22 protein-coding genes, 2 tRNA genes and 1 other RNA gene are annotated in these 25,941 nt (G+C 68.8%); 13 read left to right on the top strand and 12 right to left on the bottom strand.

Annotated features, from left to right (window positions below):
- The first annotated feature begins 20 nt into the window (after positions 1-20).
- Positions 21-1,778: a 2-oxoglutarate dehydrogenase, E2 component, dihydrolipoamide succinyltransferase gene (gene sucB, locus ACSF8R_RS07785; RefSeq protein ID WP_434811295.1), complete on the top strand. Its 1,758-nt coding sequence runs from the start codon at positions 21-23 to the stop codon at positions 1,776-1,778.
- 7 nt (positions 1,779-1,785) lie between these two features.
- On the opposite strand, the gene ACSF8R_RS07790 is transcribed toward sucB, so the two are convergent.
- Entirely contained in the window at positions 1,786-3,021 is a 1,236-nt protein-coding gene (locus ACSF8R_RS07790) for a ubiquinol-cytochrome c reductase iron-sulfur subunit N-terminal domain-containing protein (protein WP_434811296.1), read from the bottom strand.
- A 119-nt stretch (positions 3,022-3,140) separates the two neighbouring features.
- Here ACSF8R_RS07790 and ACSF8R_RS07795 point away from each other — a divergent pair, with 119 nt between their 5' ends.
- Positions 3,141-3,851, top strand: coding sequence for a DUF4191 family protein (locus ACSF8R_RS07795; protein WP_434811297.1), 711 nt, complete (start codon positions 3,141-3,143; stop codon positions 3,849-3,851).
- A gap of 21 nt (positions 3,852-3,872) precedes the next feature.
- Here the strand turns inward: ACSF8R_RS07795 and ACSF8R_RS07800 are convergent, their stop codons facing one another.
- On the bottom strand, positions 3,873-4,301 hold the full coding sequence (locus ACSF8R_RS07800; RefSeq protein ID WP_434811298.1) for an RDD family protein: 429 nt from the start codon (positions 4,299-4,301) through the stop codon (positions 3,873-3,875).
- Between the two features lie 130 nt (positions 4,302-4,431).
- Here ACSF8R_RS07800 and glnA point away from each other — a divergent pair, with 130 nt between their 5' ends.
- Positions 4,432-5,856, top strand: a complete 1,425-nt coding sequence (gene glnA / locus ACSF8R_RS07805) for a type I glutamate--ammonia ligase (RefSeq protein ID WP_434811299.1) — start codon at positions 4,432-4,434, stop codon at positions 5,854-5,856.
- 81 nt (positions 5,857-5,937) lie between these two features.
- Here glnA and ACSF8R_RS07810 read toward each other — a convergent pair whose 3' ends face one another.
- From ACSF8R_RS07810 to ACSF8R_RS07820, 3 genes are read right to left on the bottom strand one after another with little or no spacing between them, the layout of a single operon-like run.
- Positions 5,938-8,934 (bottom strand): bifunctional [glutamine synthetase] adenylyltransferase/[glutamine synthetase]-adenylyl-L-tyrosine phosphorylase, encoded by a 2,997-nt coding sequence (locus ACSF8R_RS07810; RefSeq protein ID WP_434811300.1) that lies wholly within the window; start codon positions 8,932-8,934, stop codon positions 5,938-5,940.
- Between the two features lie 4 nt (positions 8,935-8,938).
- Positions 8,939-10,276 carry a glutamine synthetase family protein gene (locus ACSF8R_RS07815; RefSeq protein ID WP_434811301.1) on the bottom strand — a complete coding sequence of 446 codons (1,338 nt, stop codon included), beginning with the start codon at positions 10,274-10,276 and terminating at the stop codon, positions 8,939-8,941.
- A gap of 44 nt (positions 10,277-10,320) precedes the next feature.
- Complete coding sequence (locus tag ACSF8R_RS07820) at positions 10,321-10,527, bottom strand: SPOR domain-containing protein (protein ID WP_434811302.1); 207 nt, start codon at positions 10,525-10,527, stop codon at positions 10,321-10,323.
- Positions 10,528-10,601: 74 nt separating this feature from the next.
- On the opposite strand from ACSF8R_RS07820, the gene ppgK reads away from it, so the two are divergent.
- Positions 10,602-11,363, top strand: coding sequence for a polyphosphate--glucose phosphotransferase (gene ppgK / locus ACSF8R_RS07825; RefSeq protein ID WP_434811303.1), 762 nt, complete (start codon positions 10,602-10,604; stop codon positions 11,361-11,363).
- Positions 11,364-11,379: 16 nt separating this feature from the next.
- On the opposite strand, the gene rnpB is transcribed toward ppgK, so the two are convergent.
- The 4 genes from rnpB to ACSF8R_RS07845 form a co-directional block, all read right to left on the bottom strand.
- Positions 11,380-11,738, bottom strand: an RNA gene (gene rnpB / locus ACSF8R_RS07830) — RNase P RNA component class A.
- Between the two features lie 46 nt (positions 11,739-11,784).
- The gene (locus ACSF8R_RS07835) at positions 11,785-13,488 is read right to left on the bottom strand and encodes a bifunctional 3'-5' exonuclease/DNA polymerase (protein WP_434811304.1); all 1,704 of its coding nucleotides are present in this window, start codon (positions 13,486-13,488) and stop codon (positions 11,785-11,787) included.
- Positions 13,489-13,509: 21 nt separating this feature from the next.
- Positions 13,510-14,241 (bottom strand): zinc ribbon domain-containing protein, encoded by a 732-nt coding sequence (locus ACSF8R_RS07840; protein WP_434811305.1) that lies wholly within the window; start codon positions 14,239-14,241, stop codon positions 13,510-13,512.
- A gap of 55 nt (positions 14,242-14,296) precedes the next feature.
- Positions 14,297-14,369 (bottom strand) — tRNA-Val (locus ACSF8R_RS07845).
- Between the two features lie 144 nt (positions 14,370-14,513).
- Between ACSF8R_RS07845 and aceE the strand changes: the two genes are divergently transcribed.
- The 6 genes from aceE to ACSF8R_RS07875 all read left to right on the top strand — a co-directional run bounded on the left by aceE (position 14,514) and on the right by ACSF8R_RS07875 (position 22,129).
- The gene (aceE, locus tag ACSF8R_RS07850; RefSeq protein WP_434811306.1) at positions 14,514-17,243 is read left to right on the top strand and encodes a pyruvate dehydrogenase (acetyl-transferring), homodimeric type; all 2,730 of its coding nucleotides are present in this window, start codon (positions 14,514-14,516) and stop codon (positions 17,241-17,243) included.
- Positions 17,244-17,249: 6 nt separating this feature from the next.
- Positions 17,250-18,458 (top strand): PucR family transcriptional regulator, encoded by a 1,209-nt coding sequence (locus ACSF8R_RS07855; RefSeq protein ID WP_434811307.1) that lies wholly within the window; start codon positions 17,250-17,252, stop codon positions 18,456-18,458.
- A gap of 114 nt (positions 18,459-18,572) precedes the next feature.
- A complete protein-coding gene (locus tag ACSF8R_RS07860; RefSeq protein ID WP_434811308.1) occupies positions 18,573-19,493 on the top strand; it encodes an ACP S-malonyltransferase in 921 nt (306 codons plus the stop codon).
- Positions 19,490-20,491, top strand: coding sequence for a beta-ketoacyl-ACP synthase III (locus ACSF8R_RS07865; RefSeq protein WP_434811309.1), 1,002 nt, complete (start codon positions 19,490-19,492; stop codon positions 20,489-20,491). Before ACSF8R_RS07860 ends, ACSF8R_RS07865 begins: the two co-directional genes overlap by 4 nt.
- A 92-nt stretch (positions 20,492-20,583) precedes the next feature.
- Positions 20,584-20,832, top strand: a complete 249-nt coding sequence (locus ACSF8R_RS07870; RefSeq protein WP_028495632.1) for an acyl carrier protein — start codon at positions 20,584-20,586, stop codon at positions 20,830-20,832.
- 55 nt (positions 20,833-20,887) lie between these two features.
- On the top strand, positions 20,888-22,129 hold the full coding sequence (locus ACSF8R_RS07875; protein WP_434811310.1) for a beta-ketoacyl-[acyl-carrier-protein] synthase family protein: 1,242 nt from the start codon (positions 20,888-20,890) through the stop codon (positions 22,127-22,129).
- Between the two features lie 155 nt (positions 22,130-22,284).
- On the opposite strand, the gene ACSF8R_RS07880 is transcribed toward ACSF8R_RS07875, so the two are convergent.
- The 3 genes from ACSF8R_RS07880 to ACSF8R_RS07890 all read right to left on the bottom strand — a co-directional run bounded on the left by ACSF8R_RS07880 (position 22,285) and on the right by ACSF8R_RS07890 (position 24,167).
- A complete protein-coding gene (locus ACSF8R_RS07880) occupies positions 22,285-22,788 on the bottom strand; it encodes a DUF3145 domain-containing protein (protein WP_434811311.1) in 504 nt (167 codons plus the stop codon).
- Positions 22,789-22,933: 145 nt separating this feature from the next.
- Positions 22,934-23,007 (bottom strand) — tRNA-Ile (locus ACSF8R_RS07885).
- Positions 23,008-23,021: 14 nt separating this feature from the next.
- Positions 23,022-24,167, bottom strand: coding sequence for a DMT family transporter (locus ACSF8R_RS07890; RefSeq protein WP_434811312.1), 1,146 nt, complete (start codon positions 24,165-24,167; stop codon positions 23,022-23,024).
- A 43-nt stretch (positions 24,168-24,210) separates the two neighbouring features.
- Between ACSF8R_RS07890 and def the strand changes: the two genes are divergently transcribed.
- The 3 genes from def to ACSF8R_RS07905 are packed head-to-tail and all read left to right on the top strand — an operon-like array spanning position 24,211 to position 25,936.
- Complete coding sequence (gene def / locus ACSF8R_RS07895; RefSeq protein WP_434811313.1) at positions 24,211-24,777, top strand: peptide deformylase; 567 nt, start codon at positions 24,211-24,213, stop codon at positions 24,775-24,777.
- A 5-nt stretch (positions 24,778-24,782) separates the two neighbouring features.
- Complete coding sequence (locus ACSF8R_RS07900) at positions 24,783-25,484, top strand: DUF4129 domain-containing protein (RefSeq protein ID WP_434811314.1); 702 nt, start codon at positions 24,783-24,785, stop codon at positions 25,482-25,484.
- A 17-nt stretch (positions 25,485-25,501) separates the two neighbouring features.
- Positions 25,502-25,936, top strand: coding sequence for a hypothetical protein (locus ACSF8R_RS07905; RefSeq protein WP_434811315.1), 435 nt, complete (start codon positions 25,502-25,504; stop codon positions 25,934-25,936).
- Positions 25,937-25,941: the final 5 nt, after the last annotated feature.

The following is a 25,941-nucleotide window of genomic DNA, read 5'->3' on the forward strand; positions in this document are numbered from 1 at the left end:
ATCCTGAAGGAGCAAACGACATGAGCACTTCCGTGGTCCTCCCCGCGCTCGGAGAGAGCGTCACCGAGGGAACGGTCACCCGCTGGCTCAAGAAGGTCGGTGACACGATCCAGGCCGATGAAGGTCTGCTGGAGATCTCGACCGACAAGGTGGACACCGAGATCCCGTCGCCCGTGAGCGGCGTCATCGAAGAGATCCTGGTCGACGAGGACGAGACCGTCGAGGTCGGCGCGATCCTCGCCAAGATCGGTGACGGCTCCGGGGCACCCAGCCAGGACGAGCCCAGCGCCGAGGCGCCCGCCGACGCTGCGCAGGAGCAGGCCCCGGCTGAAGCCGCGCCGGCAGCGGAGGCACCCGCCGCCGAGCAGCCGGCCGCCGAACCGGCACCCGAGCAGGCTGCACCCGCGTCGTCCGGTGACGCGAAGGATGTCACGCTCCCCGAGTTGGGCGAGAGCGTCACCGAGGGCACGGTCACCCGCTGGCTGAAGGCCGTCGGTGACAGTGTCGAGGTCGACGAGCCGCTGCTCGAGATCTCCACCGACAAGGTGGACACCGAGATCCCGTCGCCCGTCGCGGGAACGCTGACGGAGATCCTCGTGCAAGAAGACGAGACGGTCGAGGTCGGCTCCGTGCTCGCGCGCATCGGGTCCGGTGCTGCACCGGCTGCCGCCGAGGCGCCTGCGGCGCCCGCTGCCGAAGCTCCGGCCGCACCGGCCGCTGAAGAGGCCGCCGCTCCTGCGGCGCCCGCGGAGGCTCCCGTCCAGGAGGCGCCGGCTGCGCCAGCGGCGCCGGAGGCCGCACCGGCCGCGCAGGAGCCGCCGGCTCCGACGATGCCCAGCCTCGGTACGTCCGACGACGACGGGCCCACCTATGTCACGCCGCTTGTGCGCCGCCTCGCGCAGCAGCAGGGCGTCGACCTCGCGAGTGTCACGGGCACCGGTGTCGGTGGTCGCATCCGCAAGGAGGATGTGCTGAAGGCGGCCGAGGCCGCCAAGGCCGCGCCCGCGGCAGCGCCCGCTGCGGCCTCTGCTCCCGCCGCGCCCGCGCCGCGCGAGATCTCGGAACTGCGCGGGACGACGCAGCCGATGTCCCGTCTTCGCAAGGTGCTCGCAGAGCGTGCCGTCGCCTCGATGCAGCAGACCGCTCAGCTCACGACCGTGGTCGAAGTGGATGTCACCAAGCTCGCCGCGCTGCGCGACGGCGTCAAGGGGCCGTTCCTCGAGAAAACGGGCGACAAGCTGTCGTTCCTGCCGTTCTTCGCGCTGGCCGCCGCCGAGGCGCTGCAGACGTTCCCGATCATCAACGCGACGGTCGACGGAACCGACATCGTCTACCCCGCGACCGAGAACCTCTCGATCGCGGTCGACACCGAGCGCGGACTGCTGACGCCGGTGCTGCGTGATGCGGCCTCGAAGAACATCGCGCAGATCGCGCACGAGATCGCCGATCTCGCCGCCCGCACCCGCGACAACAAGCTCAAGCCCGACGAGCTCGCCGGGGGCACGTTCACGCTGACCAACACGGGTTCGCGTGGCGCGCTGTTCGACACCCCGGTGGTCTTCCTCCCGCAGTCCGCGATTCTCGGGCTGGGCGTCGTCGTCAAGCGCCCCGGCATCGTCTCGGTCGACGGCAAGGACGCGATCGCGGTCCGTTCCTACGTCTACCTCGCGCTGTCGTACGACCACCGCACCATCGACGGCGCGGATGCTGCGCGATTCCTCGGCGCGGTGAAGACCCGCCTCGAGGCAGCGCAGTTCGAGGGCGACCTCGGCATCTGATCCCTGTTCACGATGGCTGGTCCGCGAGGTCGTACACCTCGCGGACCAGCCATTCGTCATCGGTGCGGACGGCCACGATGATCTGCGTGTCGTGCCCCGGCGCCTCGGCGCGATAGACGGCGACCCCGCCGTACTCGTCCACCAAGGTGGTCTCGGCCGAGGCGACGAGGGCTGCACCCGCGGTCGGACGCTTCGCAGTGGGTTCGAGGACGTCGCAGTGCACCGCGTCGCCGCAGGCCGCCAGTCGTGCCACCAGCACCGAACCCACATCGTCGAGAGATGGATCCGACGCCGTCGGTGACGGCGTCTCGGCTGCTGCAGAGCGTTGGGGCTGCATCGATTCGGTGGCGCCGCCCTCGCTCGGCCAGAGGGCGCCGGCCGCGAGGACCGCGGCGGCCGCGCCGGTTGCGAGCAGCAGCACGCGCCGGCGGGAGCCCGAACCTGAGGGTGCCGGCGCGCCGGACTCGGGTCCGTTCGCGGACGCCGGTCGTTTGCGGATCGCGCGGCGCGGGCGGGCCAGCAGTTCGCGCGCCCGCTCCCCCAGCTCCAGGTCGACGAACACGTCGAACCATCTCCCGGACGCGGGGGCGCCCGCGGTGGACGGTGCGCGATCGGCCTCACGCGCGCGCCGGCGGTTCGGCGTCGGGGCGTGCTGCTCACGCAGCTCGCGTTGCGCCAACGGTCTCGCCTCGGCCGCTGCGAACAGGTCGCCCTCGCACGCCGCGCCGTCACGCGCCAGTCTTCGCGCGTCCGCAATCACATCGGATGCCCGACGCAGCTGCGGCTCGATGTCGGGCATGGCGTCGGCGAGCCGGTGCAGGAGGGCGACCGTGTCAGGTCGCCACGGCACCGAGCCGGTCAACGCCAGCACGGGGCGCCCGTCGGCGGTCACCCACCAACTGCCCGCGTCGCCTGCGAGACCGTCCGCCTCGGTTGCGCCGCGCAGCAGGCTGACGGCCACCGTCACCGCCTCACCGGCCGTGGCGACGGCATCCGCGTCGAGACGCATCGTGCACACCGGCAGGATGACGGCGGTCCCATCCCCGGCAAGGGCGAGGTCGACGGGCGCGAGCACATGCCCGTCGGCGGCGGCCCGCCAACCCGGACCCGGCCCGAAATCCTTCCGCTCGACCCACATCCGCGGCGGCTCGCCCGCGACGAGGTCGGCCGCGAAGGGCGCCTCGGGAGGGGCGACCCGTCGCAGTACTCGGGGTCGCAGTTCGTCGATGAGGCGCTGGGTCATGCACCCGAGTGTCGCCTCCCGGGCGGGCGCGTGGTCTCACTCGGTCGCGATCGGTGGACAACCCGTCACGGAGCCGTTCTGTGCAGACGGCGGCGCGACGCGAAAGGTAGGCTGGAGCCATGTCCTCCCGCAGTACCGCACCGGAGAAGCGTCCCGGCTTCTTCAAGCAGCTCCGCTCGCTCTACACGTTCACGGCATCGACCTACTCGTGGCTCCCGTGGCTGCTCGGCGGCGTGCTCGTCGTGGGTATCGCGATCGGCGTGGTCGTCGGATTCTTCGTGCCGCCGGTCGCCGTGTGGAGCATCATCCTGTGGGGCTTCACGGGCCTCATGCTCGGTCTGCTCGGGGCGATGATGACGATGACGCGCCTGTCGACGAGTGCGATGTACAAGAAGATCGACGGGATGCCGGGTGCGACCGGCCACGTGATCTCCACCGCCCTCGGCCGCAACTGGACGGCCTCCGACACACCCGTCGGCATCAACCCGAAGACGCAGGACGCCGTCTATCGCGTCATCGGTCGCGGCGGCGTCGTGATCATCGGCGAGGGTGCGCGCGGGCGTCTGACGCGGCTCATCAGCGACGAGCGACTCAAGGTGCAGCGCGTCGCCTCCGGCGTGCCGGTCGCCGTCATGTACGTGGGCCACGACGAGGGCGACGTCGCAATCGCCGACCTCGCGAAGACCATCAAGGCCCTGCCCAAAAAGATCGACCGCGCGACCATGGCCGCGATCATCAAGCGTGTCGACTCGGTGTCGCAGTCGGTCACGTCATTGCCGATCCCGAAGGGCATCGACCCGATGAAGGCGCGCGCGCCGCGCCCGCGTTGACCCCTCAGGCCTGCAACAGGATCAGGCCCGCAGCAGGATCGTGCCGGCCAGTTTGTCGTGCAGCCCGCGCTGATCAGCGTCCCAGACCAGCGCGGGAATGACGAGCACCAGCAGTGCCGTCCGGACGATGGGTCGCCAGAGGCCGACCCATCCCCCGCTGAACCGCTGCATGCGCAGCCCGACGATCCGGTGCCCCGGGGTGCCGCCGATCGTCGGCACGAACAACAGGTTGAGCGCGGCGAACACGGTCATGGGCGCGAACAGACTCAGTCCCGCCTCAGACGGCAGCGCGAACTGGTCGTAGCCGAAGAACGCGGTCGCGACGAGTGTCGCCGCGGCGTAGTCGATGATCAGGGCGACGAGCCGGCGGCCGAACCGCGCGACACTGCCGGAGCCGGACGCGGGGAGGCCGAGGCGCTCTCCGGGGTAGGAATTCTCGGGGGTCGCCACGCGTCCAGCCTATCGGCGCCCGCGTAACATGCCCGAAACATGCGGGATACTGGAGAGCAACCCCGCCCCGCTAGTTTCGACCGTGTCGGCATCAGCGCTGGCGTGTTCCTCACCCGATCTTGGAGACTCCATGTTCAAAGATTCATCCGAGGTGCTCAAGTTCATCCAGGACGAGGACGTCAAGTTCCTCGACATCCGTTTCACGGATCTTCCTGGCGTGCAGCAGCACTTCAACATTCCGGCCTCGACCGTCGACGAGGAGTTCTTCACGGTCGGCCAGCTCTTCGACGGCTCGTCGATCCGCGGCTTCGCGAACATCCATGAGTCCGACATGCAGCTGATCCCGGATGTCTCCACCGCCTACCTGGACCCGTTCCGCGAGGCGAAGACCCTCGTGATGGTCTTCGACATCTACAACCCGCGCAACGGCGAGATCTACAGCAAGGACCCGCGCCAGGTCGCCAAGAAGGCCGAGAAGTACCTCGCCTCCACGGGCATCGCCGACACGGCGTTCTTCGCACCCGAGGCGGAGTTCTACATCTTCGACGACGTCCGCTACGAAGTGAAGCAGAACGCGAGCTTCTACTCGGTGGACTCCGAAGAGGGCGCCTGGAACACCGGCCGTGAGGAAGAGGGCGGCAACCTCGCCAACAAGACCCCCTACAAGGGCGGCTACTTCCCCGTCGCACCGGTCGACAAGACGGCTGACCTCCGCGACGACATCAGCCTCAAGCTGATCGAGTCGGGCCTGCAGCTCGAGCGCGCGCACCACGAGGTGGGCACCGGCGGCCAGCAGGAGATCAACTACCGCTTCGACACGATGGTGCACGCGGCCGATGACATCCTGAAGTTCAAGTACATCGTCAAGAACGTTGCAGACCAGTGGGGCAAGGTCGCGACCTTCATGCCCAAGCCGCTGTTCGGTGACAACGGTTCGGGCATGCACACCCACCAGTCGCTGTGGAACGGCGGCGAGCCGCTCTTCTACGACGAGAAGGGCTACGGCGGTCTCTCCGACATCGCCCGCTGGTACATCGGCGGCATCCTGGCCCACGCTCCGGCCGTGCTCGCCTTCACCAACCCGACGCTCAACAGCTACCACCGTCTGGTGAAGGGCTACGAGGCTCCCGTCAACCTGGTGTACTCGGCAGGCAACCGCTCCGCTGCGATCCGCATCCCGATCACCGGCACGAACCCGAAGGCCAAGCGCATCGAGTTCCGCGCGCCGGACGCTTCGGGCAACCCGTACCTCGCCTTCGCGGCGCAGCTGATGGCCGGCATCGACGGCATCAAGAACCGCATCGAGCCGCACGAGCCGGTCGACAAGGACCTCTACGAACTGCCGCCCGAGGAGGCCAAGAACATCCCGCAGGTGCCCAACTCGCTGCTCGACTCGCTGGAGGCGCTGCGCGCCGACCACGAGTTCCTGCTGCAGGGCGGCGTGTTCACGCCCGAGCTGATCGAGACCTGGATCGAGTACAAGATCGAGAACGAGATCCAGCCGATCGCTGCACGTCCTCACCCGTTCGAGTACGAGCTGTACTTCGGTGTCTGAGGTCACCTGACACGAGAGCCCCTCCGATTTCCGCACATGTGCGGGGTCGGAGGGGTTTCTCTGTCGTGGAGGTGACGCGGGTCAGCCGTAGAAGAGCTTTTCGAATGCTCGTCGGCCTCGACGGGAGGCACGCATCCAGTCTTCTTCGACACGGGTCGCGGAGCCGTCCGGGTACTCCAGGATGCGCCCGATCCCGTCGAGCTGTCCGCGGTCTGTCGGCAGCACATCGCTGGTCTGGCCGGACAGCAGGGTATTGGCCGACCGGAGTCGGCTTGCGAGATGCCAGGACTCCGCGAGGCGCGTCGCGGATGCATCGGGCACGAGACCGGCCTGCCGTGCCGCGTCCAGTGCCGCCAGCGTCGAAGTCGTACGCAGGCCCGGCACGCGGTGGCCGTGCTGCAGCTGCAGCAGCTGTACGAGCCACTCGACGTCGCTGAGGCCGCCCGGGCCGAGCTTCAGATGCCGACTGCGGTCGGCACCCTGTGGCAGTCGTTCGTTCTCGACGCGCGCCTTGATGCGCTTGATCTCACGCAGATCCTGCAGCTTGGCATCCGCCGGATAGCGCACCTCGTCCGCCAGTGCCATGAAGCGCTCGATCAACTTCACGCTGCCGGCGATCCCTCGGGCCCGGAGGAGTGCTTGCGCCTCCCACGAGAGCGACCACCGCCGGTAATACTCGGCGTACGAGTCCAGCGACCGCGCCATCGGGCCGTTGCGCCCCTCGGGACGCAGATCCGCATCGAGCTCGAACGGCACGCGGTGGTCTTCGGAAGCGTTCCGCAGACCCTGCACGATATTTCGCGCGTACTCGGCCGCACGCTGCGGGTCCACGCCGTTCGCGTCGTACACGTACATGACATCGGCGTCCGACCCGAACCCGAGCTCGGCGCCGCCGAATCGACCCATCGCGATGACGGAGAAGTCGAGCGCGTCGTCTTCGGGCGCAACGACCTCGCGCCGCACTGCGCGCAAGGATGCCTGGATCGTCACTTCGCTGATCGTCGTGAGCCCTGCCGCGAGATCCTCGATCGTCATCGGCGTCAGCAGCCCTGCCAGCGCGAGTCGCAGCAATTCGCGACGCCGGAGCGCTCGCACGGCCCGCATCGCGTCGTCGATGGTCTGGTGCCGCGTCTGGATCGCGCGGGCCTCCTCCTGGAGGGCGACTCCCGAGCGCGGCCTGAGCTGATCGTCGGAATCGAGCCAGGCGACCGACTCGGGAATCCACTCCATGAGCTCGCCGACGAACCGCGATCCCGACAAGGCCCGCGTCAGCCGTTCGGCGGCTCCCGAGGAGTCGCGCAGCATCCGCAGGAACCAGGGCGTGTCGCCGAGTCGTTCCGAGATGCGCCGGAAGGCGAGCAGACCGTAGTCGGGATTGACGCCGTCGGCGAACCACCGGATCATCACCGGCATGAGGTGCCGCTGGATCGTCGTCTTGCGGCTGATGCCGGTCGTCAGGGCGCCGATGTGTCGGAGCGCGCCCGCCGGGTCCGCGAAGCCGATCGCGGCGAGTCGGTCGTGCGCCTGCTGCGTGGAGAGGGCGTGCTCGTCGGCGGGCAGCGCGGCCACTGCAGACAGCAGCGGCCGGTAGAACAGGCGCACGTGGATCTCGCGCACCTCACGCTTGACCGACTCCCACAGCGCCCAGACGTCGGCGCCCTTGTCGACGAGGCCCGACGCTCGGGCGAGCGCGCGCAGCCCCTCCGGCGACTGCGGCATGAGATGCGTGCGCCGAAGCCCTCGCAACTGCAGCCGATGCTCCAACACCCGCAGGATGCGGTAGTCGCGCGAGAACGTCGCGGCATCCTCCCGGCCGATGTACCCCTGCGAGACGAGCGCGTCGAGCGCGTCGAGCGTGCCGCGCTGGTGGATCTGATCGTCGGAGAGCCCGTGCACCAACTGCAGCAGCTGCACGGTGAACTCGATATCGCGGATGCCGCCCGGCCCGAGCTTGAGCTGATACGGCACTTCTTCGGGCGGGATGTGCTCGGTGACACGTTCGCGCATGCGCTGCACGCTGTCGACGAAGTTCTCGCGGGCGGCGCTGGTCCACACCTTCGGCTGGACGGCGGCGACGTACTCGGCCCCGAGCGCCGCATCGCCGGCGAGGGGGCGTGCCTTCAGCAGCGCCTGGAACTCCCAGCTCTTCGCCCACCGGTCGTAGTACGACAGATGCGACTCGAGTGTGCGCACGAGGGCGCCCTGCTTGCCCTCCGGCCGGAGGTTCGCGTCGACCTCCCACAGCGGCGGTTCGATCTCGACGCCCGAGATGCCGCGCATGGTCTGCACCGCGAGCCGCGTCGCGATGTCGACGGCACGCCCTTCGCCGACCGCCTCCTTGAGGATCTCGTCGGCGCCGCCGACGAAGATCACATCGACGTCGCTCACGTAGTTCAGCTCGCGTGCACCGGTCTTGCCCATGCCGATCACGGCCAGCCTCGTGCCGGCGACGTGCTCGCGCGGGAACAGGCCGGCACCCGCAGCGCCGCCCGACACCCGCGTGCGCGCGACGGCGAGTGAGGCCTCCAGCGCGGCGCCCGCCGCGTCGGCGAGCGTCGCGGCAACCCGGTGCAGGACGTCTTCGGCGCTCGGGGCCGTCAGATCGAAGGCCGCGATGAGGGCGAGCATGCGACGGTAGCGGACGCGCAGTGCGACCCACGCGCTCTCGTCGCCCAGCGCGGCGAAGCCCTCGGCATCCGCGCCCACCGACTCGAGCAGCTCGCGCCGCATCCGCTCCGCGTCCGGCAGGATCGACCCGGCCCCGACGAGGTGCACGAGCTCTTCTGGATGCCGCAGGTAGAAGTCTGCGAAGCCGTCCGACGCCCCGATCACCAACCACGCAGTCTCCGGACTGTCCGCGAGGACGGTGCGCACGGGCGCCGCATCGCGTCGCGCGATGCGCACCAGGGCCGCCGCTGCCGTGTCAGGATCGGCCGCTCGTTCGGCGCCGACGAGCAGCGCACTGCGGTCGAGCCCGGTGAGCGACGCGAGCTCGTCGAGCGAACGTTCGCCGTCGGCGAGGTCGCCGAAGCCCGCACGAGCGAGCGCCGTCAGGCCAGAGGAACGCTCCCCGGCCATGGCCTCAGAGCATCTCCAGATTGCTCTTCAGCTCGTACGGCGTGACCTGCGCGCGGTACTCCTGCCATTCGCGTCGCTTGTTGAGGAGGACGTAGTTGAAGACCTGCTCCCCCAGCGTCTCTGCGACGAGTTCGGACTCCTCCATGTACTCGAGCGCGTGATCGAGGCTCGCAGGCAGCGGCGCGTAGCCGAGTGCTCGGCGCTCCGCGTCGGTGAGCGACCACACGTTGTCCTCCGCCTCGGGCGGAAGGTCGTATTCCTCCTCGATGCCCTTCAGGCCCGCCGCGAGCAGCAGGGAGAAGGCCAGGTACGGGTTGGCAGCAGAATCGAGTGCACGGTACTCGACGCGCGAGGACTGGCCCTTCTTCGGCTTGTACAGCGGCACACGCACCAGTGCGGAACGGTTGTTGTGCCCCCACGTGATGAAGCTCGGGGCCTCGTCGCCACCCCAGAGGCGCTTGTACGAGTTGACGAACTGGTTGGTGACCGCGGCGATCTCGTTGGCGTGCTTCAGCAGACCGGCGATGAAGTGACGGCCGGTCTTCGACAACTGGTATTGCGCGCCCTCTTCGTAGAACGCGTTCTGGTCGCCTTCGAACAGCGACATGTGCGTGTGCATGCCGCTGCCGGGGTGGCCGCTGAGGGGCTTGGGCATGAACGTGGCGTACACGCCCTGCTCGATCGCCACCTCCTTGACCACCGTGCGGAAGGTCATGATGTTGTCCGCCGTCGCGAGCGCGTCCGCGTAACGCAGATCGATCTCGTTCTGGCCCGGGCCGCCCTCGTGGTGGCTGAACTCGACCGAGATGCCGAGGTCTTCGAGCATGCGCACCGAGCTGCGACGGAAATCGTGCGCGGTGCCGCCGGGCACGTTGTCGAAGTAGCCCGCCGAATCGACGGGCACAGGACCCTCGGGACCGACCTGCGACGACTTCAACAGGTAGAACTCGATCTCGGGATGCGTGTAGAACGTGAAGCCGGCGTCTGCGGCCTTCGCCAGCGTGCGCTTGAGCACGTTGCGGGGGTCGGCCACGGCCGGTTGACCGTCAGGGGTCGTGATGTCGCAGAACATCCGCCCAGTGGGGTCGACCTCACCGCGCCACGGGAGCGTCTGGAAGGTCGTCGGGTCGGGGTATGCGAGCAGATCGGACTCGTGTGATCGCGTAAGGCCCTCGATCGCCGAGCCGTCGAAACCGAGGCCCTCGGCGAAGGCCCCCTCAACCTCTGCCGGTGCGATTGCGACCGACTTGAGGGTGCCGATCACGTCCGTGAACCAGAGGCGGACGAACTTGACGCCCCGCTCCTCGATCGTACGAAGTACGAAGTCCCGCTGCTTGTCCATCGCGTCCTCTCCGAAGGGGCCTGCGCCCAGACTATCGGGCCTGGTCAGCCCTTCGACGCACCGGACCCCCAGTCGTCCTCACGAGCCTCTTCCTCCGCCCACGCGCGGGAGCGTTCTGCGAGCAGTCGCGGTGCGTCGGCGGCCGCTTCAGCGGTGTCGAACGGGCCGGCCCGATCGACGGCGGGTGATTCCAGGCCGTACTCCACCTGACCGGTCGTGAGGTTGTACCAGTACTTCTCGTCGCCGCTCATGGAGCCTCCTCGGGGATGCGTGCGCAGTGCCACGATCCTAACGATGACGCCTCGTGGTCGATAGGCTGGGCGGCATGGCGAGCACGACGACCCGCGCTGTCGGGGTGGACATCGGCGGAACCGGCATCAAAGGCGCCCTGGTCGATATCTCGACCGGGGAGCTGCTGAGTGATCGGGTGAAGGTCGCAACGCCCGAAGGCGCGAAGCCCGACGACGTCCTCGCTGCGGTCAAGACCGTGCTCGAGCGTCTTGAGGTGACCGACGCCGACGTGCCGCTGGGGGTCGCCTTTCCCGCCATCGTCAAGCGCGGACGCACCTTGTCGGCCGCGAACGTGTCGGACCGGTGGATCGATTTCGAGGCGGAGCAGTTCTTCGAAGAGGGACTGGGACGCGAGATCCACTTCGCGAACGACGCCGATGTGGCGGGCGTGGCGGAGGTTCGCTTCGGGGCAGCTCGTGACGTCGACGGGCTCGTCATCCTCACGACGCTCGGCACCGGGATCGGCAGCGCCATGATCCACAACGGCGTCCTCATCCCCAACAGCGAACTCGGCCACCTGGACCGGGCCGGGCACAAGCGGGATGCGGAGGCGTGGGCGGCGTACTCGGCGATGGAGCGCGAGGAACTCACCTGGGACAAGTGGGCGGGGCGGTTGCAGTGGTACTACAGCCACCTCGAGTTCCTGTTCAGCCCTGACCTGTTCATCGTCGGCGGTGGCGTCTCGAAGCACGCCGACAAGTTCCTGCCCCTGCTCGATCTCAAGACACCGATCGTGCCGGCGACGCACCGCAACAACGCAGGGATCATCGGCGCGGCGGCACTCTCGATCGGCTGACCGGCGTCGGGCGGGGCGAATGGGCCGGCCTGTACGCCGGGTTCTGTTCCGGGACCGAAGTCCCTTCGACGGTCATCTCTCTCGGCGACACGTTGCCGTGCCGCTCCAGCGGCCTACCCGGGGACTCGGCGGACCGCGTCGTCATCCCCTGTCTGGCCTTGCTCCGGACGAGGTTTACCTTGCGGGTCGTGTCGCCACGACCCCGGTGGTCTCTTACACCACCCTTTCACCCTTACCCCGGTGAACCGGGGCGGTCTGCTTTCTGTGGCACTGTCTCGCGGATCGCTCCGGGTGGGTGTTACCCACCGCCCTGTCCTGCGGAGCCCGGACGTTCCTCGGTGCGGTCTCCCGCAACGCGACCGTCCGGCCGACCCATTCGCATCCCCGATCCTACGGCCCCGTGGTCGTGGGCGTGCGCCGGTCACGCCTTGCCCGCGTCGATCGTGATGCGCAGGTCGAGCGGAAAGTCGATCGGGAATCCGCCGAACAGGAGGTCCGTCGCGGCCGCAGCAGCCGCACGCACCGCTTCGGCCGCCTGATCGGCTTGCGACGCTGGGGCATGCACGATGATCTCGTCGTGCAGGAAGAACGCGAGATGGGCACGAGCGCCGAAGACGGGCCCTGATCGCGCGGCAACGGCGCCGGCATCCACCGCAGGCAGGGCGGCGAGGCGGACGCGAAGGTCGGCGAGCCATGCAAGGGCCCACTCGGCAGCAGTGCCCTGCACGATGAAGTTCCGTGTGAACCGCCCTCGATCACGAGCGCTCCGACGGGCCGTCGCCCTGTCGCCCTCCCCCGCGTCGGGCTCAGCGGCATCCGCCTGCAGCCTGCGCCAGCCCGCTGAGGGCGGAGGCGACGATCGACCCAGCCAGGTCGAAACGACCTCGCCGAGCTCGCCGGCCCGCGCCGCGTCGTCGACGAGCCCCATCGCGCGCGGATAGGCCCGGCGAAGCGCCGGAACCAGCCGCCCGCTGTCGCCGGTCGTCGCGCCGTACATCGCGCCGAGTACAGCGATCTTGGCGTCCTGGCGGGTCGGCACCACTCCCGACGCGACGATTCCCGCGTACAGATCGGTTCCCCGCGCCGCGTCCGCGAGCCCTCGGTCGCGAGCCATCGCCGCGAGCACCCGCGGTTCGAGCTGCGCGACGTCCGCCACGACGAGCACCCAACCCGGATCGGCCCGCACCGCCGGACGCAGCTGCCGCGGCAGCTGGAGTGCCCCGCCGCCAGACGAGGCCCACCGCCCGGTGACGACGCCGCCGGGGACGTACACAGGACGGAACCGGCCGTCCGGTGCCCACTCCTGCAACCACGACCATCCGTTCGCGCTGAGCAGACGGGTCATCCGCTTGTACTCGAGCAGGGGTGCGACGACCGGATGGTCGTGCTCGGCGAGCTCCCACTTGCTGGTCGACGAGACCATCACGCCGACGCTGTGCAGGGCACGCAGCAGCTTGGGCTGCGAATCGAGGCTGGCCGATGGATCATCCAACGCTGCACGCACCTGGGCTGCCACCGCTTCGATACGGTGCGGAAGTCCGCCGGTCTTCGAACGTGCGCCCAGTGCCTCCGTCAACAGCCCATCGTGCACAGCGGCATCCCACGGCACCCCGGCGGCGTGCATCTCGACAGCGATCATCGCCCCGGCGGACTCGGCGGCGAGCAGGAGACGGAGGGCCTCTGGATGACGCGAGGCGTCGACTGCGTGCTGCTGTCTCGAGAACTCGGCGCAGATGTCGTCGATGTGGTCTGGCAGCGCCGGACCGTGCGCGAGGTCGAACAGCGTCTCGGATGTGCTCGTCGGCTCGGATGCGACGTCCCATGCCGTCGCGGCGCGGAGATCGTCGGCGTCGTCGACATGCGCGCTGTCGCGGAGGATCGCGTGGCACAGTCGCAGATCTCGGCACCGGGCGACCTCGACCCCCGCCTCGAGCGCAACGGGCAGCCACGAACGCGCATCGTTCCACACCCACCGTGCGCCGACGTCCGCAGCCACGGCGGCCGTGACGTCATCGAACGACGACGGTTCGCTCAGACGCCGACCGGTCGCATCGACGGCCACCGTGACGATTCGTCCCGCGTCATCGCGGCCGATCGCGCGCCAGCCGCCCGAGGCGTTCGTCATCCTCGGGTGGTGCTCATGGCATCACAGCCCGGATTCGTCGGTGCGCACGAGGATTGCGCCGCACTCCGGGCACGTCGCCACCTCGTCCTCGCGCACCTGACGCAGTTGCTGCAGGTCTGTGCCCGACAAGACCATACGGCACGCTTCGCAGGTACGGCGGTGGAGGAGCCCCGCTCCCACACCGCGAGCCGCGAGTCGCTCGTACATCGCGAGCAGGTCCGCCGCCACCGTACCCGCGATGGCATCGCGGTCGCGTCGGGCCGTGTCGAGGACCGCGGTCGCCTCGGCGACCGCCTGCTTGCCTTCTGCGCTCAGCCGCGCGCCCTCATCGTTCGTCTGGGCGACGAGGGCCTCCTGCGCCGCCACCTCGGACTCGATCGCTTCCAGTCGCTCCATCACATCGAGCTCGGCGTCTTCGAGCGCGCTCTTGCGGCGCTCCAGCGACGCGATCTCGTGCTCGAGACCGACGGCATCCTTCGGGTTGGTTGCTGCGGCGAGTCGATCGGCATCGCGCTTGGCGCGGGCATCGACGACCGCGACATCGGCCTCGATCCGCGACAGCTCGGCTCGTGCGTCGTCACGAACCCCGAGCAGTCGCGTGAGTTCGCCGGACTGCGTCTGGCGCTGCGCCAGCAATTCCTGCACACGGGCGGCCTGCGGTGGGTTGCTGCGCGCCTGCTCCGCCTGACGGACGCGGGCGTCGAGCTGTGCGATGTCGAGGAGCTTGCGCTGGTCGGCGGGGCTTGCGTTCACGCCTCCAACCTACCGCGCGGGACGGCGGTCGGCGTGTGCGAGCAGGAAGCGACAGTGGGCCCTGCCGGGATCGAACCGACGACATCCACGGTGTAAACGTGGCGCTCTACCAGCTGAGCTAAAGGCCCTCGGGTTCTCATCCTACGGGTGCGTCCTCGTCGGTCGCGGAGGTCGCTAGGCTGATGCACGACGCGATTGTCTCTGCTGAACAAAGCAGCACGCCTCAGAAGCCCCAGAACTGGCATGATCTGCCAGCGAACGAAAGGTCACCTGTGACTGTTCACGACCAGGACCCATACTCCCAGGGCCCCCTCGACAGCGACCCCGAAGAGACGTCAGAGTGGCAGGAGTCGCTCCAGCAGCTCGTCGATGCCAAGGGCGCAGGCCGCGGACGCGAGATCATGCTGAGCCTGCTGCAGACCTCGCACGAACTGCAGCTGAACGTCCCGCAGGTTCCGACGACCGACTACATCAACACGATCGCGCCGGAGAACGAACCGGAGTTCCCCGGCGATGAAGAGCTCGAGCGCCGCTACCGCCGCTGGATCCGCTGGAACGCCGCCGTCACCGTGCACCGCGCACAGCGTCCCGGCATCGGCGTCGGCGGGCACATCTCGACCTACGCCTCGTCGGCATCGCTGTACGAAGTCGGCTTCAATCACTTCTTCCGGGGCCTCGACCACGCAGGCGGCGGCGACCAGATTTTCATCCAGGGCCACGCCTCCCCCGGCATCTACGCGCGCTCCTTCCTCGAAGGCCGCCTCACCTCCGACCAGCTCGACGGCTTCCGCCAGGAGAAGTCGAAGGCGCCGGTCGGCATTCCGTCATACCCGCACCCACGCCTCATGCCCGAGTACTGGCAGTTCCCGACCGTCTCGATGGGTCTCGGTCCGATCAACGCCATCTACCAGGCGATGACGAACAAGTATCTGACCAACCGTGGCATCAAAGACCTGAACGACTCGCACGTGTGGGCCTTCCTCGGCGACGGCGAGATGGACGAGGTCGAGAGCCGCGGGCAGCTGCAGGTCGCCGCCAACGAGGGGCTCGACAACCTCACGTTCGTCGTCAACTGCAACCTGCAGCGACTCGACGGACCCGTGCGCGGCAACGGCAAGATCATCCAGGAACTCGAGAGCTACTTCCGCGGCGCCGGGTGGAACGTCATCAAGGTCGTCTGGGGTCGCGGCTGGGACGAACTGCTCCAGGTCGACGTGGACGGAGCGCTCGTCCACCTCATGAACACCACCCCCGACGGTGACTTCCAGACGTACCGCGCCGAAGACGGCAAGTTCATCCGCGATCACTTCTTCGGACGTGACGAGCGCACCTCCGCGATGGTCAAGGACTGGTCCGACGACGACATCTGGGGCAAGCTCCGCCGCGGTGGGCTCGACTACCAGAAGCTGTACGCGGCATACGCCGCCGCCAAGGCGCACAAGGGCCAGCCCACCGTCATCCTCGCGAAGACGATCAAGGGCTACGGCCTCGGGCACCACTTCGAGGGCCGCAACGCGACCCACCAGATGAAGAAGATGACGCTCGAAGACCTCAAGCACTTCCGCGACTCGATGCGCATCCCGATCACCGATGCACAGCTCGAAGAGAACCCCTACACGCCGCCGTACTACCACCCCGGCATGGAGGACGAGACGATCCAGTACATGGTCGACAAGCGTCGCGACCTGGGCGGCTTCCTGCCCGAGCGCCGTACGCACCACGTGCCGATCACGCTCCCCGACGACAGCGCGTACGCGTTGCCTAAGAAGGGTTCGGGCACGCAGGAGATCGCCACCACGATGGCGTTCGTCCGGCTGCTGAAGGATCTGCTCCGCGCGAAGGACTTCGGCCACCGCATCGTGCCGATCATCCCCGACGAGGCGCGCACGTTCGGCATGGACGCGTACTTCCCGACCGCGAAGATCTACAACCCGAACGGCCAGAACTACACGTCGGTCGACCGTGAACTGCTGCTCGCCTACAAGGAGAGCCCGCAAGGGCAGATCATGCACGTCGGCATCAACGAGGCCGGCGCAGTCGCCGCGTTCACGAACGTCGGCACGTCGTACGCGACGCACGGCGAGCCGCTCATCCCGGTGTACGTGTTCTATTCGATGTTCGGCTTCCAGCGCACCGGCGACGCTCAGTGGGCCGCCGGCGACCAGATGGCGCGCGGCTTCATCATCGGCGCGACAGCCGGTCGCACGACGCTGACCGGTGAGGGCCTGCAGCACGCCGACGGGCACTCGCACCTGCTCGCATCGACGAACCCGGCCACCGTCTCCTACGACCCGGCCTACGGGTACGAGATCGCCCACATCGTGCGCAGCGGCCTCGACCGCATGTACGGCGGCAACCACCCCGACCCCGACGTGATGTACTACATCACCGTCTACAACGAGCCGCTCGTGCAGCCCGCCGAGCCCGAGAACGTCGACGTCGAGGGCATCGTCCGCGGCATCCACCGCGTCTCGGTCGGCGAGGGTGAGGGGCATCGCGCCCAGATCCTCGCTTCGGGCGTGGGTGTGCCGTGGGCGATGGAGGCGCAGAAGCTGCTGCAGGACGACTGGGGCGTGACCGCTGACGTCTGGTCGGTCACCAGCTGGACCGAACTGCGCCGCGACGGCCTCGCCGCCGACGAGCACAACTTCCTGCACCCGATGGACGAACCGCGTACCGCGTACGTCACCCAGAAGCTGCAGGACACCGCGGGCCCGATCGTCGCCGTCAGCGACTTCATGCACGCCGTGCAAGACCAGATCCGCCCGTGGATGCCGCGTCGATTCGCCACGCTCGGCGCAGACGGCTTCGGCTTCTCGGACACGCGCGCCGCGGCCCGCCGGTTCTTCAAGATCGACGGCCCCTCGGTGGTCGTGCGCACCCTGCAGGCGTTGGCCGATGAGGGTGTCGTCGACCGCTCGCTCTCGGCGCAGGCGATCGAGAAGTACCGCCTGCACGACGTCACCGCGGGAACGAGCGGGAACGCCGGCGGCGAGAGCTGACCCGGCGTGCCCGAACGTCCCACCCCGGAGCAGAAGGCCGAGACGTTGGCGTGGTTGCGCCGCATCTCGGGTGACCTGGCGACAGCGACCATCAAACGGCTCGAAGACCAGCTGCCCTGGTACGCCGAGATGCCGCCGGCTCGTCGTTCCGCGGTGGGACTGGTCGCACAGGCCGGCATCACGTCTTTTATCGAGTGGTATGACGACCCGGGCGCGACGCCGTGGATCGCGGCCGACGTGTTCGCCGCGGCGCCCCGCGAACTGCTGAGAAGCGTGAGCCTGACGCAGACGCTCCAACTGATCCGCGTGACCGTCGAGGTCACCGAGGAGCGCGTGGCGGGTCGCGGCGAAGACATCCGCGAGAGCATGTTGCTGTACTCGCGGGACGTCGCCTTCGCCGCCGCTGACGTGTATGCCCGTGCAGCCGAGGCCCGAGGGCTCTGGGATGCGCGTCTGGAAGCGCTCGTGGTGGATTCAATCCTCACGGGCGAAGCCGACGAGGAACTGCCGAGCCGCATCGCGGCGCTGGGGTGGCACGGGCACGGCGAAGTCGCGGTGCTGGTCGGGACGACGCCCGCGCAGTTCGACGTCGACCAGTTGCGACGCATGGCCCGCAAGCTCGGTGTCGACGTGCTCATCGGCGTGCAGGGATCGCGGCTGGTGCTGGTGATCGGGCGTTCCGAAGCCCCCGCGGCCGACGAGGTCGCCCCGCTGCCCTTTCCCGAGATCGCACGGCGACTCGAGCCTGGATTCGGTGCCGGACACCTCGTGCTCGGCCCGGCCGTCTCGGCGCTCGTCGACGCCAGTCAGAGTGCGCGTGCAGCCCTGGCGGGTTTCGCGGTCGCGAAGGCCTGGCGCCACGCGCCACGGCCGGTCGAAGCCGACGATCTGCTGCCGGAGCGCGCGCTCGCGGGTGACCCGCTCGCGAAGACGACGCTCGTCGAGCGCATTTTCCGGCCGCTGCAGGCGCATTCGACCGATCTCGTGACGACGCTGTGGAGCTACCTCGACAACGGTCGGTCGCTCGAAGCGACGGCTCGCGAGCTGTTCGTTCACCCCAACACGGTGCGGTACCGACTCAAGCGCGTCTCGGACGTGATCGGGTGGGATGCCACGGGTCCGCGTGAGGCGCTCATCCTCCAGACCGCGCTGATCATCGGTTCGATCGGCACCGAGGTGACACGCCGACGCGCCTCACCCGTGCGCCGGCCCTGATCGCGCGCTAGCCTGAACGGCGGCGTGGCGCTGTAGGCCACGCACAAAGCATCAAGACTTTCTTGTGAGCGATCCGCCAGGAGGGGGATCGAGGTTCTTGGGAGGATGAAAAGCGTGATCATTGCCGTGTTCCCCGGTCAGGGCTCGCAGACCCCCGGGTTCCTGACCCCGTGGCTCGAAATCGACGGGGTGCGAGAGCGCCTCGAACGCTTCTCCGAGCTCTCCGAGGTGGACCTCGTCGCAGCAGGCACCGAGTGGGATGCCGACGCCATCCGCGATACGAAGGTCGCACAGCCCCTCATCGTGGCCGCGTCTCTGCTGTCGTTCGACGCCCTGGTGTCTGCGGCCGGCGCGCGTCCGGCCGGCGTCGCGGGTCACTCGGTCGGCGAGATCGCCGCACTCGCGGCGGCCGGTGTGTTCAGCGCCGAAGACGGCATGCGCCTGGTGGGCATTCGTGGTCGCGCGATGGCCGAAGCCGCTGCCATCGAGCAGACCGGCATGAGCGCCGTGCTCGGCGGCGATGAGCAGGTCGTGCTGGATCTGCTCGCCGAACTCGACCTCACGCCCGCGAACCACAACGGCGGCGGGCAGATCGTCGCCGCAGGGGCCCTGCCCTCACTCGCCCGGTTGGGCGAGCAGGCTCCCCGCGGCACCCGCGTCATTCCGCTGCAGGTTGCCGGCGCGTTCCACACGCACTACATGGCTCCAGCCGTCGACACACTGCGCGCTGCCGCGGCCGACGTCGCGGTGGCCGCACCTGCCGCGACACTCTGGACGAACCGCGACGGATCGACGGTTGACGATGGCCGCTCCGCGGTCGACTTGCTTGTCGCGCAGGTGGCTTCCCCCGTTCGATGGGACCTCTGCATGCAGTCCTTCGCGGGCGCCGGCGTCACCGGCATCGTCGAACTCGCGCCGGCGGGGACGCTCACCGGTCTCGCCAAGCGCGCGCTGCGCGGCATTCCCACCGTCGCCGTCAAGAGCCCCGAAGACCTCGAGGCCGCTGCGGCACTGCTGACAGGAGGCGACGCATGAGCGTCACGCTCACGCAGGCCACCGGGCCCGCCCACACCCGCATCTATTCGTACGGCGCTGCGCGCGGCGAGCACTTCGTGCCGAACGATGATCTCGTCGGCCCGATCGACTCGAGCGACGAGTGGATCCGCCAGCGCACGGGTATCGTGACCCGCACCCGTGCCGGCGCCGACGTCGACGCGATCGACCTCGCGACGACGGCCGCCGCGGAGGCCATCGAGCGGGCCGGTGTCGTGCCCTCCCAGGTCGACGCCGTCATCGTCGCGACGATCTCGAACCCCAAGCAGACGCCGTCCGTCTCGGCGATCGTGGCCGACCGGATCGGGGCGAACCCTGCGGCCGCCTACGACGTGAACGCCGCGTGCGCAGGCTTCGCGTACGGCGTCGCGCAGGCGGACGCGCTCATCCGCTCCGGCGCCGCAACGTATGCGGTCGTCGTGGGGACCGAGAAGCTCAGCGACATCGTCGACCCCGCCGACCGATCCATCTCGTTCCTGCTCGGTGACGGCGCCGGCGCTGTGGTCGTCGGGCCGAGCGATTTCCCCGGGATCGGTCCGACGGTCTGGGGATCGGACGGCTCGAAGGCCGATGCCGTCGGCATGAACCACACGCTCACCGAATTCCGCGACGGTGCAGCGCCGTGGCCCACGCTCCGGCAGGAGGGGCCGACCGTGTTCCGCTGGGCGGTGTGGGAGATGGTCAAGGTCGCCCGCCGCGCCCTCGAGGCTGCCGGTGTCAAGGCGTCGGACCTGGCCGCGTTCGTGCCACACCAGGCGAACATGCGCATCATCGACGAGTTCGCCAAGCAGCTGGGTCTGCCCGAATCGGTCGCGATCGGCCGCGACATCGAGACCACGGGCAACACCTCGGCCGCCTCGATCCCACTGGCCACGCACCGACTGCTCGAGGAGCGTCCCGAACTCAGCGGCGGACTCGCGTTGCAGATCGGGTTCGGCGCAGGCCTCGTCTTCGGGGCGCAGGTCGTGGTTCTGCCCTGACCGGCGCAGATCCCGGCTGCACACGTACCCCGCACCTAAACTGAATCTCGGCCCGCCCGGGCCGGCGAACCACTGGAAACAAGGAGAACACCATGGCATTCACCAACGACGAGGTCCTCGCTGGGCTCGCCGAGCTGATCACCGACGAGACGGGCATCTCGGCCGACGAGGTCGCGCTCGAGAAGTCGTTCACCGACGACCTCGACATCGACTCGATCTCGATGATGACGATCGTCGTCAACGCTGAAGAGAAGTTCGGCGTCACCATCCCCGACGAAGAGGTCAAGAACCTGAAGACCGTCGGCGACGCCGTCACCTTCATCACGTCGAACCAGGCGTAAGCCCCATGTCGGTGGGGGCGGCACCGCCCCCACCGGAAGACCAACGAGGACACCCATGAGCAGCACACCGCGAATCGTCGTCACCGGAATCGGCGCGAGCTCCCCCATCGGCGGCACCGCCGCAGAGAGCTGGGAGGCGCTGCTGGCCGGTGAGTCCGGCGCGAGCACGCTCGAGCACGACTGGGTCGAGCAGTACCAGCTGCCCGTCACGTTCGCCGCGCAGGCGAAGGTGCGCCCCGATACGGTGCTGGAGCGCCCGGTCGCCAAGCGCCTCGATCCGTCGTCGCAGTTCGCGCTGGTCGCGGCATTGGAGGCGTGGGCGGATGCCGGCGCCCCCGAGGTCGATCCGGAACGCCTCGGTGTTGATTTCGCGACGGGCATCGGCGGTCTCTGGACGCTCCTGGATGCCTGGGACACCCTGCGCGAGAAGGGGCCGCGGCGGGTGCTGCCCATGACGGTCCCCATGCTCATGCCCAACTCCGCGGCGGGCAACCTCTCGCTGCACTTCGGTGCGCGTGCCTATGCACGCACCGTCGCGAGCGCATGCGCGTCGAGCACGGAGTCGATCGTCAACGCGGTCGAACACCTGCGCGACGGCCTCGCAGACGTCGTGATCGCCGGTGGCACCGAGTCGGTCATCCACCCGGTCACCATCGCCTCGTTCGCGTCGATGCAGGCGCTGTCCAAGCGCAACGACTCCCCCGAGACGGCATCCCGTCCGGGCGACATCACCCGTGACGGATTTGTCATGGGTGAGGGCGCCGCGGTGCTCATCATGGAGACCGACGCGCACGCGAAGGCTCGCGGAGCCAGGATCTATGCAGAGGTCGTGGGTGGCGGCGTGACCGCCGACTCGTACCACATCACGGCCAACGATCCCGAGGGCACCGGCGCGGCCCGTGCCGTGCGCACGGCGCTCGAGATGGCCGGTCGGTCGGCCGACGAGGTGACGCACATCAATGCGCACGCGACGTCGACCCCGGTCGGCGACCCGAACGAGTACGTGGCCCTCAAGAGCGTCTTCGGCGCTCGGATCGACGAGATCCCGGTCTCGGCGACCAAGGCGTCGACGGGACACCTGCTGGGCGGCACCGGCGCGCTGGAGGCGATCTTCACGATCCTCGCACTGCAGAACCGCATCGCACCGCCAACGATCAACCTCACCGAGCAGGATCCGGCCGTGCCGTTCCGTCTGTCGGGCGAGCCGACGCCGCTCGGTGCCGGCGACCAACTGGCGATCAGCAACTCGTTCGGCTTCGGCGGGCACAACGCCGTCGCCGCTTTCGCATCGGTCTGAATCGCCGCACATACGTCAAGACGCCCCCGGGAAGCCGACCGGGGGCGTCTTTCGTGTCAGGCGGGTGATGCGCGCTCCCCGTCCCCGGGAAGCCCTTCCGAGGCTGGGTACCGGCGCTCTCACGCCGCCTGAAGTCTGTGGGGTGTCCGTTCGCGTCAGCCCACCTTGTGCAGCCAGACGACCGGTGCGTCGTCGCTTGCGTGCCGGAAGGGTTCGAGTTCTTCGTCCCACGCCGCGCCGAGTGCGACATCGAGCTCGCGCTGCAGTTCGAACGCGTCGCCGGCGGCGATCTCCATCGCGTAGCGGATGCGGTCCTCGCCGATGACGACGTTGCCCGCGGTGTCGGTCTGCGCGAAGTGGATGCCGAGGCCGGGGGTGTGCATCCAGCGGCCGCCGTCACTGCGAGGCGTCGGGTCCTCGCTCACCTCGAAGCGCAGGTGCTCCCACCCGCGGATCGCGGTCGCGAGCGCCGCGCCGGTGCCGGCGGGGCCCTCCCAGTAGAACTCGGTGCGCCGGCTGCCGTCGAGGACGGGCTGATCGGTCCAGTCGAAGTTGACGGCCTGCCCGAGGGCACGACCGGCAGCCCACTCCAGGTGTGGGCACAACGCGCGTGGCGCAGAGTGAATGAGGATCACTCCACGCGCCTGAGGTGTCGCCATCATCTCTCCGTTTCATCAGGTACGTCTTCCCCTACGACCTGGTGCCGGAGTGCGGCGGGATATGCGGTTGTGGCTCAAGTATCGCCCATGGGCCGGGCGAATCACAAGCCTGTCATTCGGCGCGTCGCGCCTGTCGGACATGTTGTAGGGCGGGTGGGACTTGAACCCACGATCGTCGGGTTATGAGCCCGCTGCCTTGACCAGCTTGGCCACCGCCCCCTGCGGCATCGAGCCTACCGTTTGGAGCGCCGCGGTCCGAGATGCGGGCCGATCTCGTGGTCGTCGTCGACGGGCGGGTTCGGCCACACTTTCGACACAGCTTCGGTGATGCGGATCGCTCCGGTCTTCGGCGATGACTCGTCCACCGGCGCATCGGTTGCATCGGCGGGGGTGCCGCTCCCCCGCACGATCGGCAGATCCTGACTGTCGCTGACGATCTGCGGATGATGGCGGGCGAGTTGATACACGCCGAAGGTGGCGATGGCACCGGCGATCATGAAGCCGATGTATGCGCCGAACGGCGCATACCGCGCCTCGCCGAGCACGGCGAGGCCGATGACGATCGCCACGATGGGATCGATGACCGTGAGGCCGGCGATGACGAGGTCGGGGGGGCCGGAGGCGTACGCGTTCTGCACGAAGTACGCGCCGATACCGGTGCCGGTCAGCAGCGCGAGCAGACACAGCAGCGTGAGCCATTCGAAGTCCCCGGACTGCACACGGCTGATGACGATCTTCGCGAGGGTGGCGACGAAGCCGTAGACGATGCCCGCAGCGACGATGTAGAAGAGCGCCTTCATGCGGTGGCGCAGCCAGATCCACAGGCCGGTCAGCACGACCATGACGGCGGCGAGGATGACGAGCACGGTGATCAACTGCGCGTCCGAGACCGGGCGCTCCGTGGCGTACAGTGCCGCGACCGTGACGAACACGAGGATCCCGCCCACGCACAGCCCGATGGCGGTGATCGATCTGCGCGTCGGACGGTGGCCGGTGATCCGTGCGTTGAGGAGCGTCGTGATGACGAGCGAGATGGCGCCCAGCGGTTGCACGAGGATCAGCGGCGCGAACGACAGCGCAGACAACTGGCAGACGATCGCAAGCCCCAGCATCGCCGTCCCCGCGACCCACGAGGGGCGTCGGATGAGTCGGACGAGTTGACCGCCGGACAGGCCTGCGCCCCCCGAAGCGCGGGATTCGGCTTCCACTTTCTGCACGCCGCGGTGCTGGTACTGCGCGCCGAACGACATGAAGACCGCGCCGAGCAGCGCCAGCGGAATGCCGATGAGGATGCCGGGGTCGGCGAAGACGCCGACCAGCTCATCGGTGAGCTGATCCAGGTCGTCGATCACGTGCTCGACCCCGCGCGCCCATTCCACTCCTCGACCCTAACGGCACACCCGCCTGGATTAGGCTCAGGACGTGGCAGTTCTCCCGATCCGCATCATGGGCGATCCCGTCCTCCATTCCGTCGCCGCCGAGGTCGAAGACATCACGGACGACATCCGTACGCTCGTCTCCGACATGTTCGAGACGATGGATGCCGCGCCCGGCGTCGGTCTGGCCGCCCCCCAAGTGGGCGTGGGCCTGCGGATCTACACGTACAACTACGAGGACGATGAAGGTGCGCCGTGGCGCGGCGTCATCATCAATCCGAAGCTCTGGATGCGACCGCTCGAGCCCGGCGCCCCGGACCCCGACGAGGAGTCCGAGGGCTGCCTGTCGTTCCCTGGCGAGCGGTTCGGGCTGCGACGGTCCGACGAGGTGCTCGTCACGGGCACCGACCTCGACGGCGAACCCGTCGAGATCCAGGTGACCGGGTGGCGCGCGCGCATCATGCAGCACGAGTTCGACCACCTCGACGGCATCCTGTACATCGATCGGCTCGACGACGGCGACTGGAAGACCGTGCAGAAGATCGCACGCAAGCGCGGGTGGGGTCGCCCCGGTTCGAGTTGGATGCCGGGCGTCGACGCTTTCGAAGCCTGACTGCGATGTCGACCCGCACTCGCACCTCCGCGATCGCCGCGCTGGTCGGCTGTGCAGTGTGTGCGGGCGTCGTCGCCGTGAGCGCCCTGGCGGCGCCGGTGTGGATCACCTCGATGCCGAATCCGACACCGGCCGAGCAACCGCGTGCCACCGACGCACCCGATGTGCAGACCCCACCATCCGACCCGATCGACCTGCCGGCCGCATCCGACGGCGGCGTCGGCGACGGAACGCTGGGCGTCGTCGGGCTGATCCTCGTGGTGCTGATGTGCATCGCGGTCGTGCTCGCGATCGCACGAGCGGCGCGAATTCTCGCCTCCAGGCAGGCCCCTGAGCCGATCGATGGCGTGATCGTGCAGTCGACGGTCGACGTCGGCCAGGTGCAGGACGTGCTGCGGCACGCGCAGGAACGGATCATGACCGACGATGACCCGAACATCGCCGTCATCCGATGCTGGGAGTCGCTCGAGGCGCTCGGCGCCTCGGCGGGCGTGCCGCGATCCGAGAGCGAGACCGCTTCGGAGTACGTCATCGGCATCCTCGCCGCCATGGACGTGCCGCGCGCGCCCGCGGAGCAACTCGCGCGACTCTACGGTCGGGCACTCTTCTCGTCGGAGCGGCTCGACGCGCGCGCCGTCGACGACGCGCGCGAGTGCGTCACGCGCATTGCGACCGCCATCAGCGCGACCCGGGCAGGTTCCGCGTGAAGGTGAGGGTGATACGGATGCCGCTGATCGCGTGCGCGGTTGGGGGTGCGATCGGCGCTCTGGTGTCGCTGTTGCTCGGGCAGCTCGGCGTGGGGGTCCCGCCCGCGCTGTGGATCGGTGGCGGCGTGTGCACGGGGTTGGCGTGGTGGGTGATTCGGCGATCCGGCATCCGTGCCGACGACGGTCCCCTCGACGAACCGGTTGCGCACCGAGCGGGCGTGGTGGGGCTCGCCGACCGGCGTACCCGCGTGCTCGAAGCGCAGGTGCGCGGCGCGCAGCCCGGGGTCGGCACGACGACCGGCGCCCTCCACGCCACCATCGGCGAGCTCGCCCGGCAGCGAGCCGGTGCGGGAACCTATCCGCCGAACCTCGAGCGCTATCTGCGTGCAGCGCCGCGCACCGTCGACCGCAGGCATCTGCGGATGATCCTCAAGGAGCTGAGCAGCCTGTGACAGGA

Origin of the sequence: Microbacterium sp. bgisy189 (genome assembly GCF_965345345.1) — a bacterium.
In the GTDB taxonomy this organism is placed as follows: domain Bacteria; phylum Actinomycetota; class Actinomycetes; order Actinomycetales; family Microbacteriaceae; genus Microbacterium.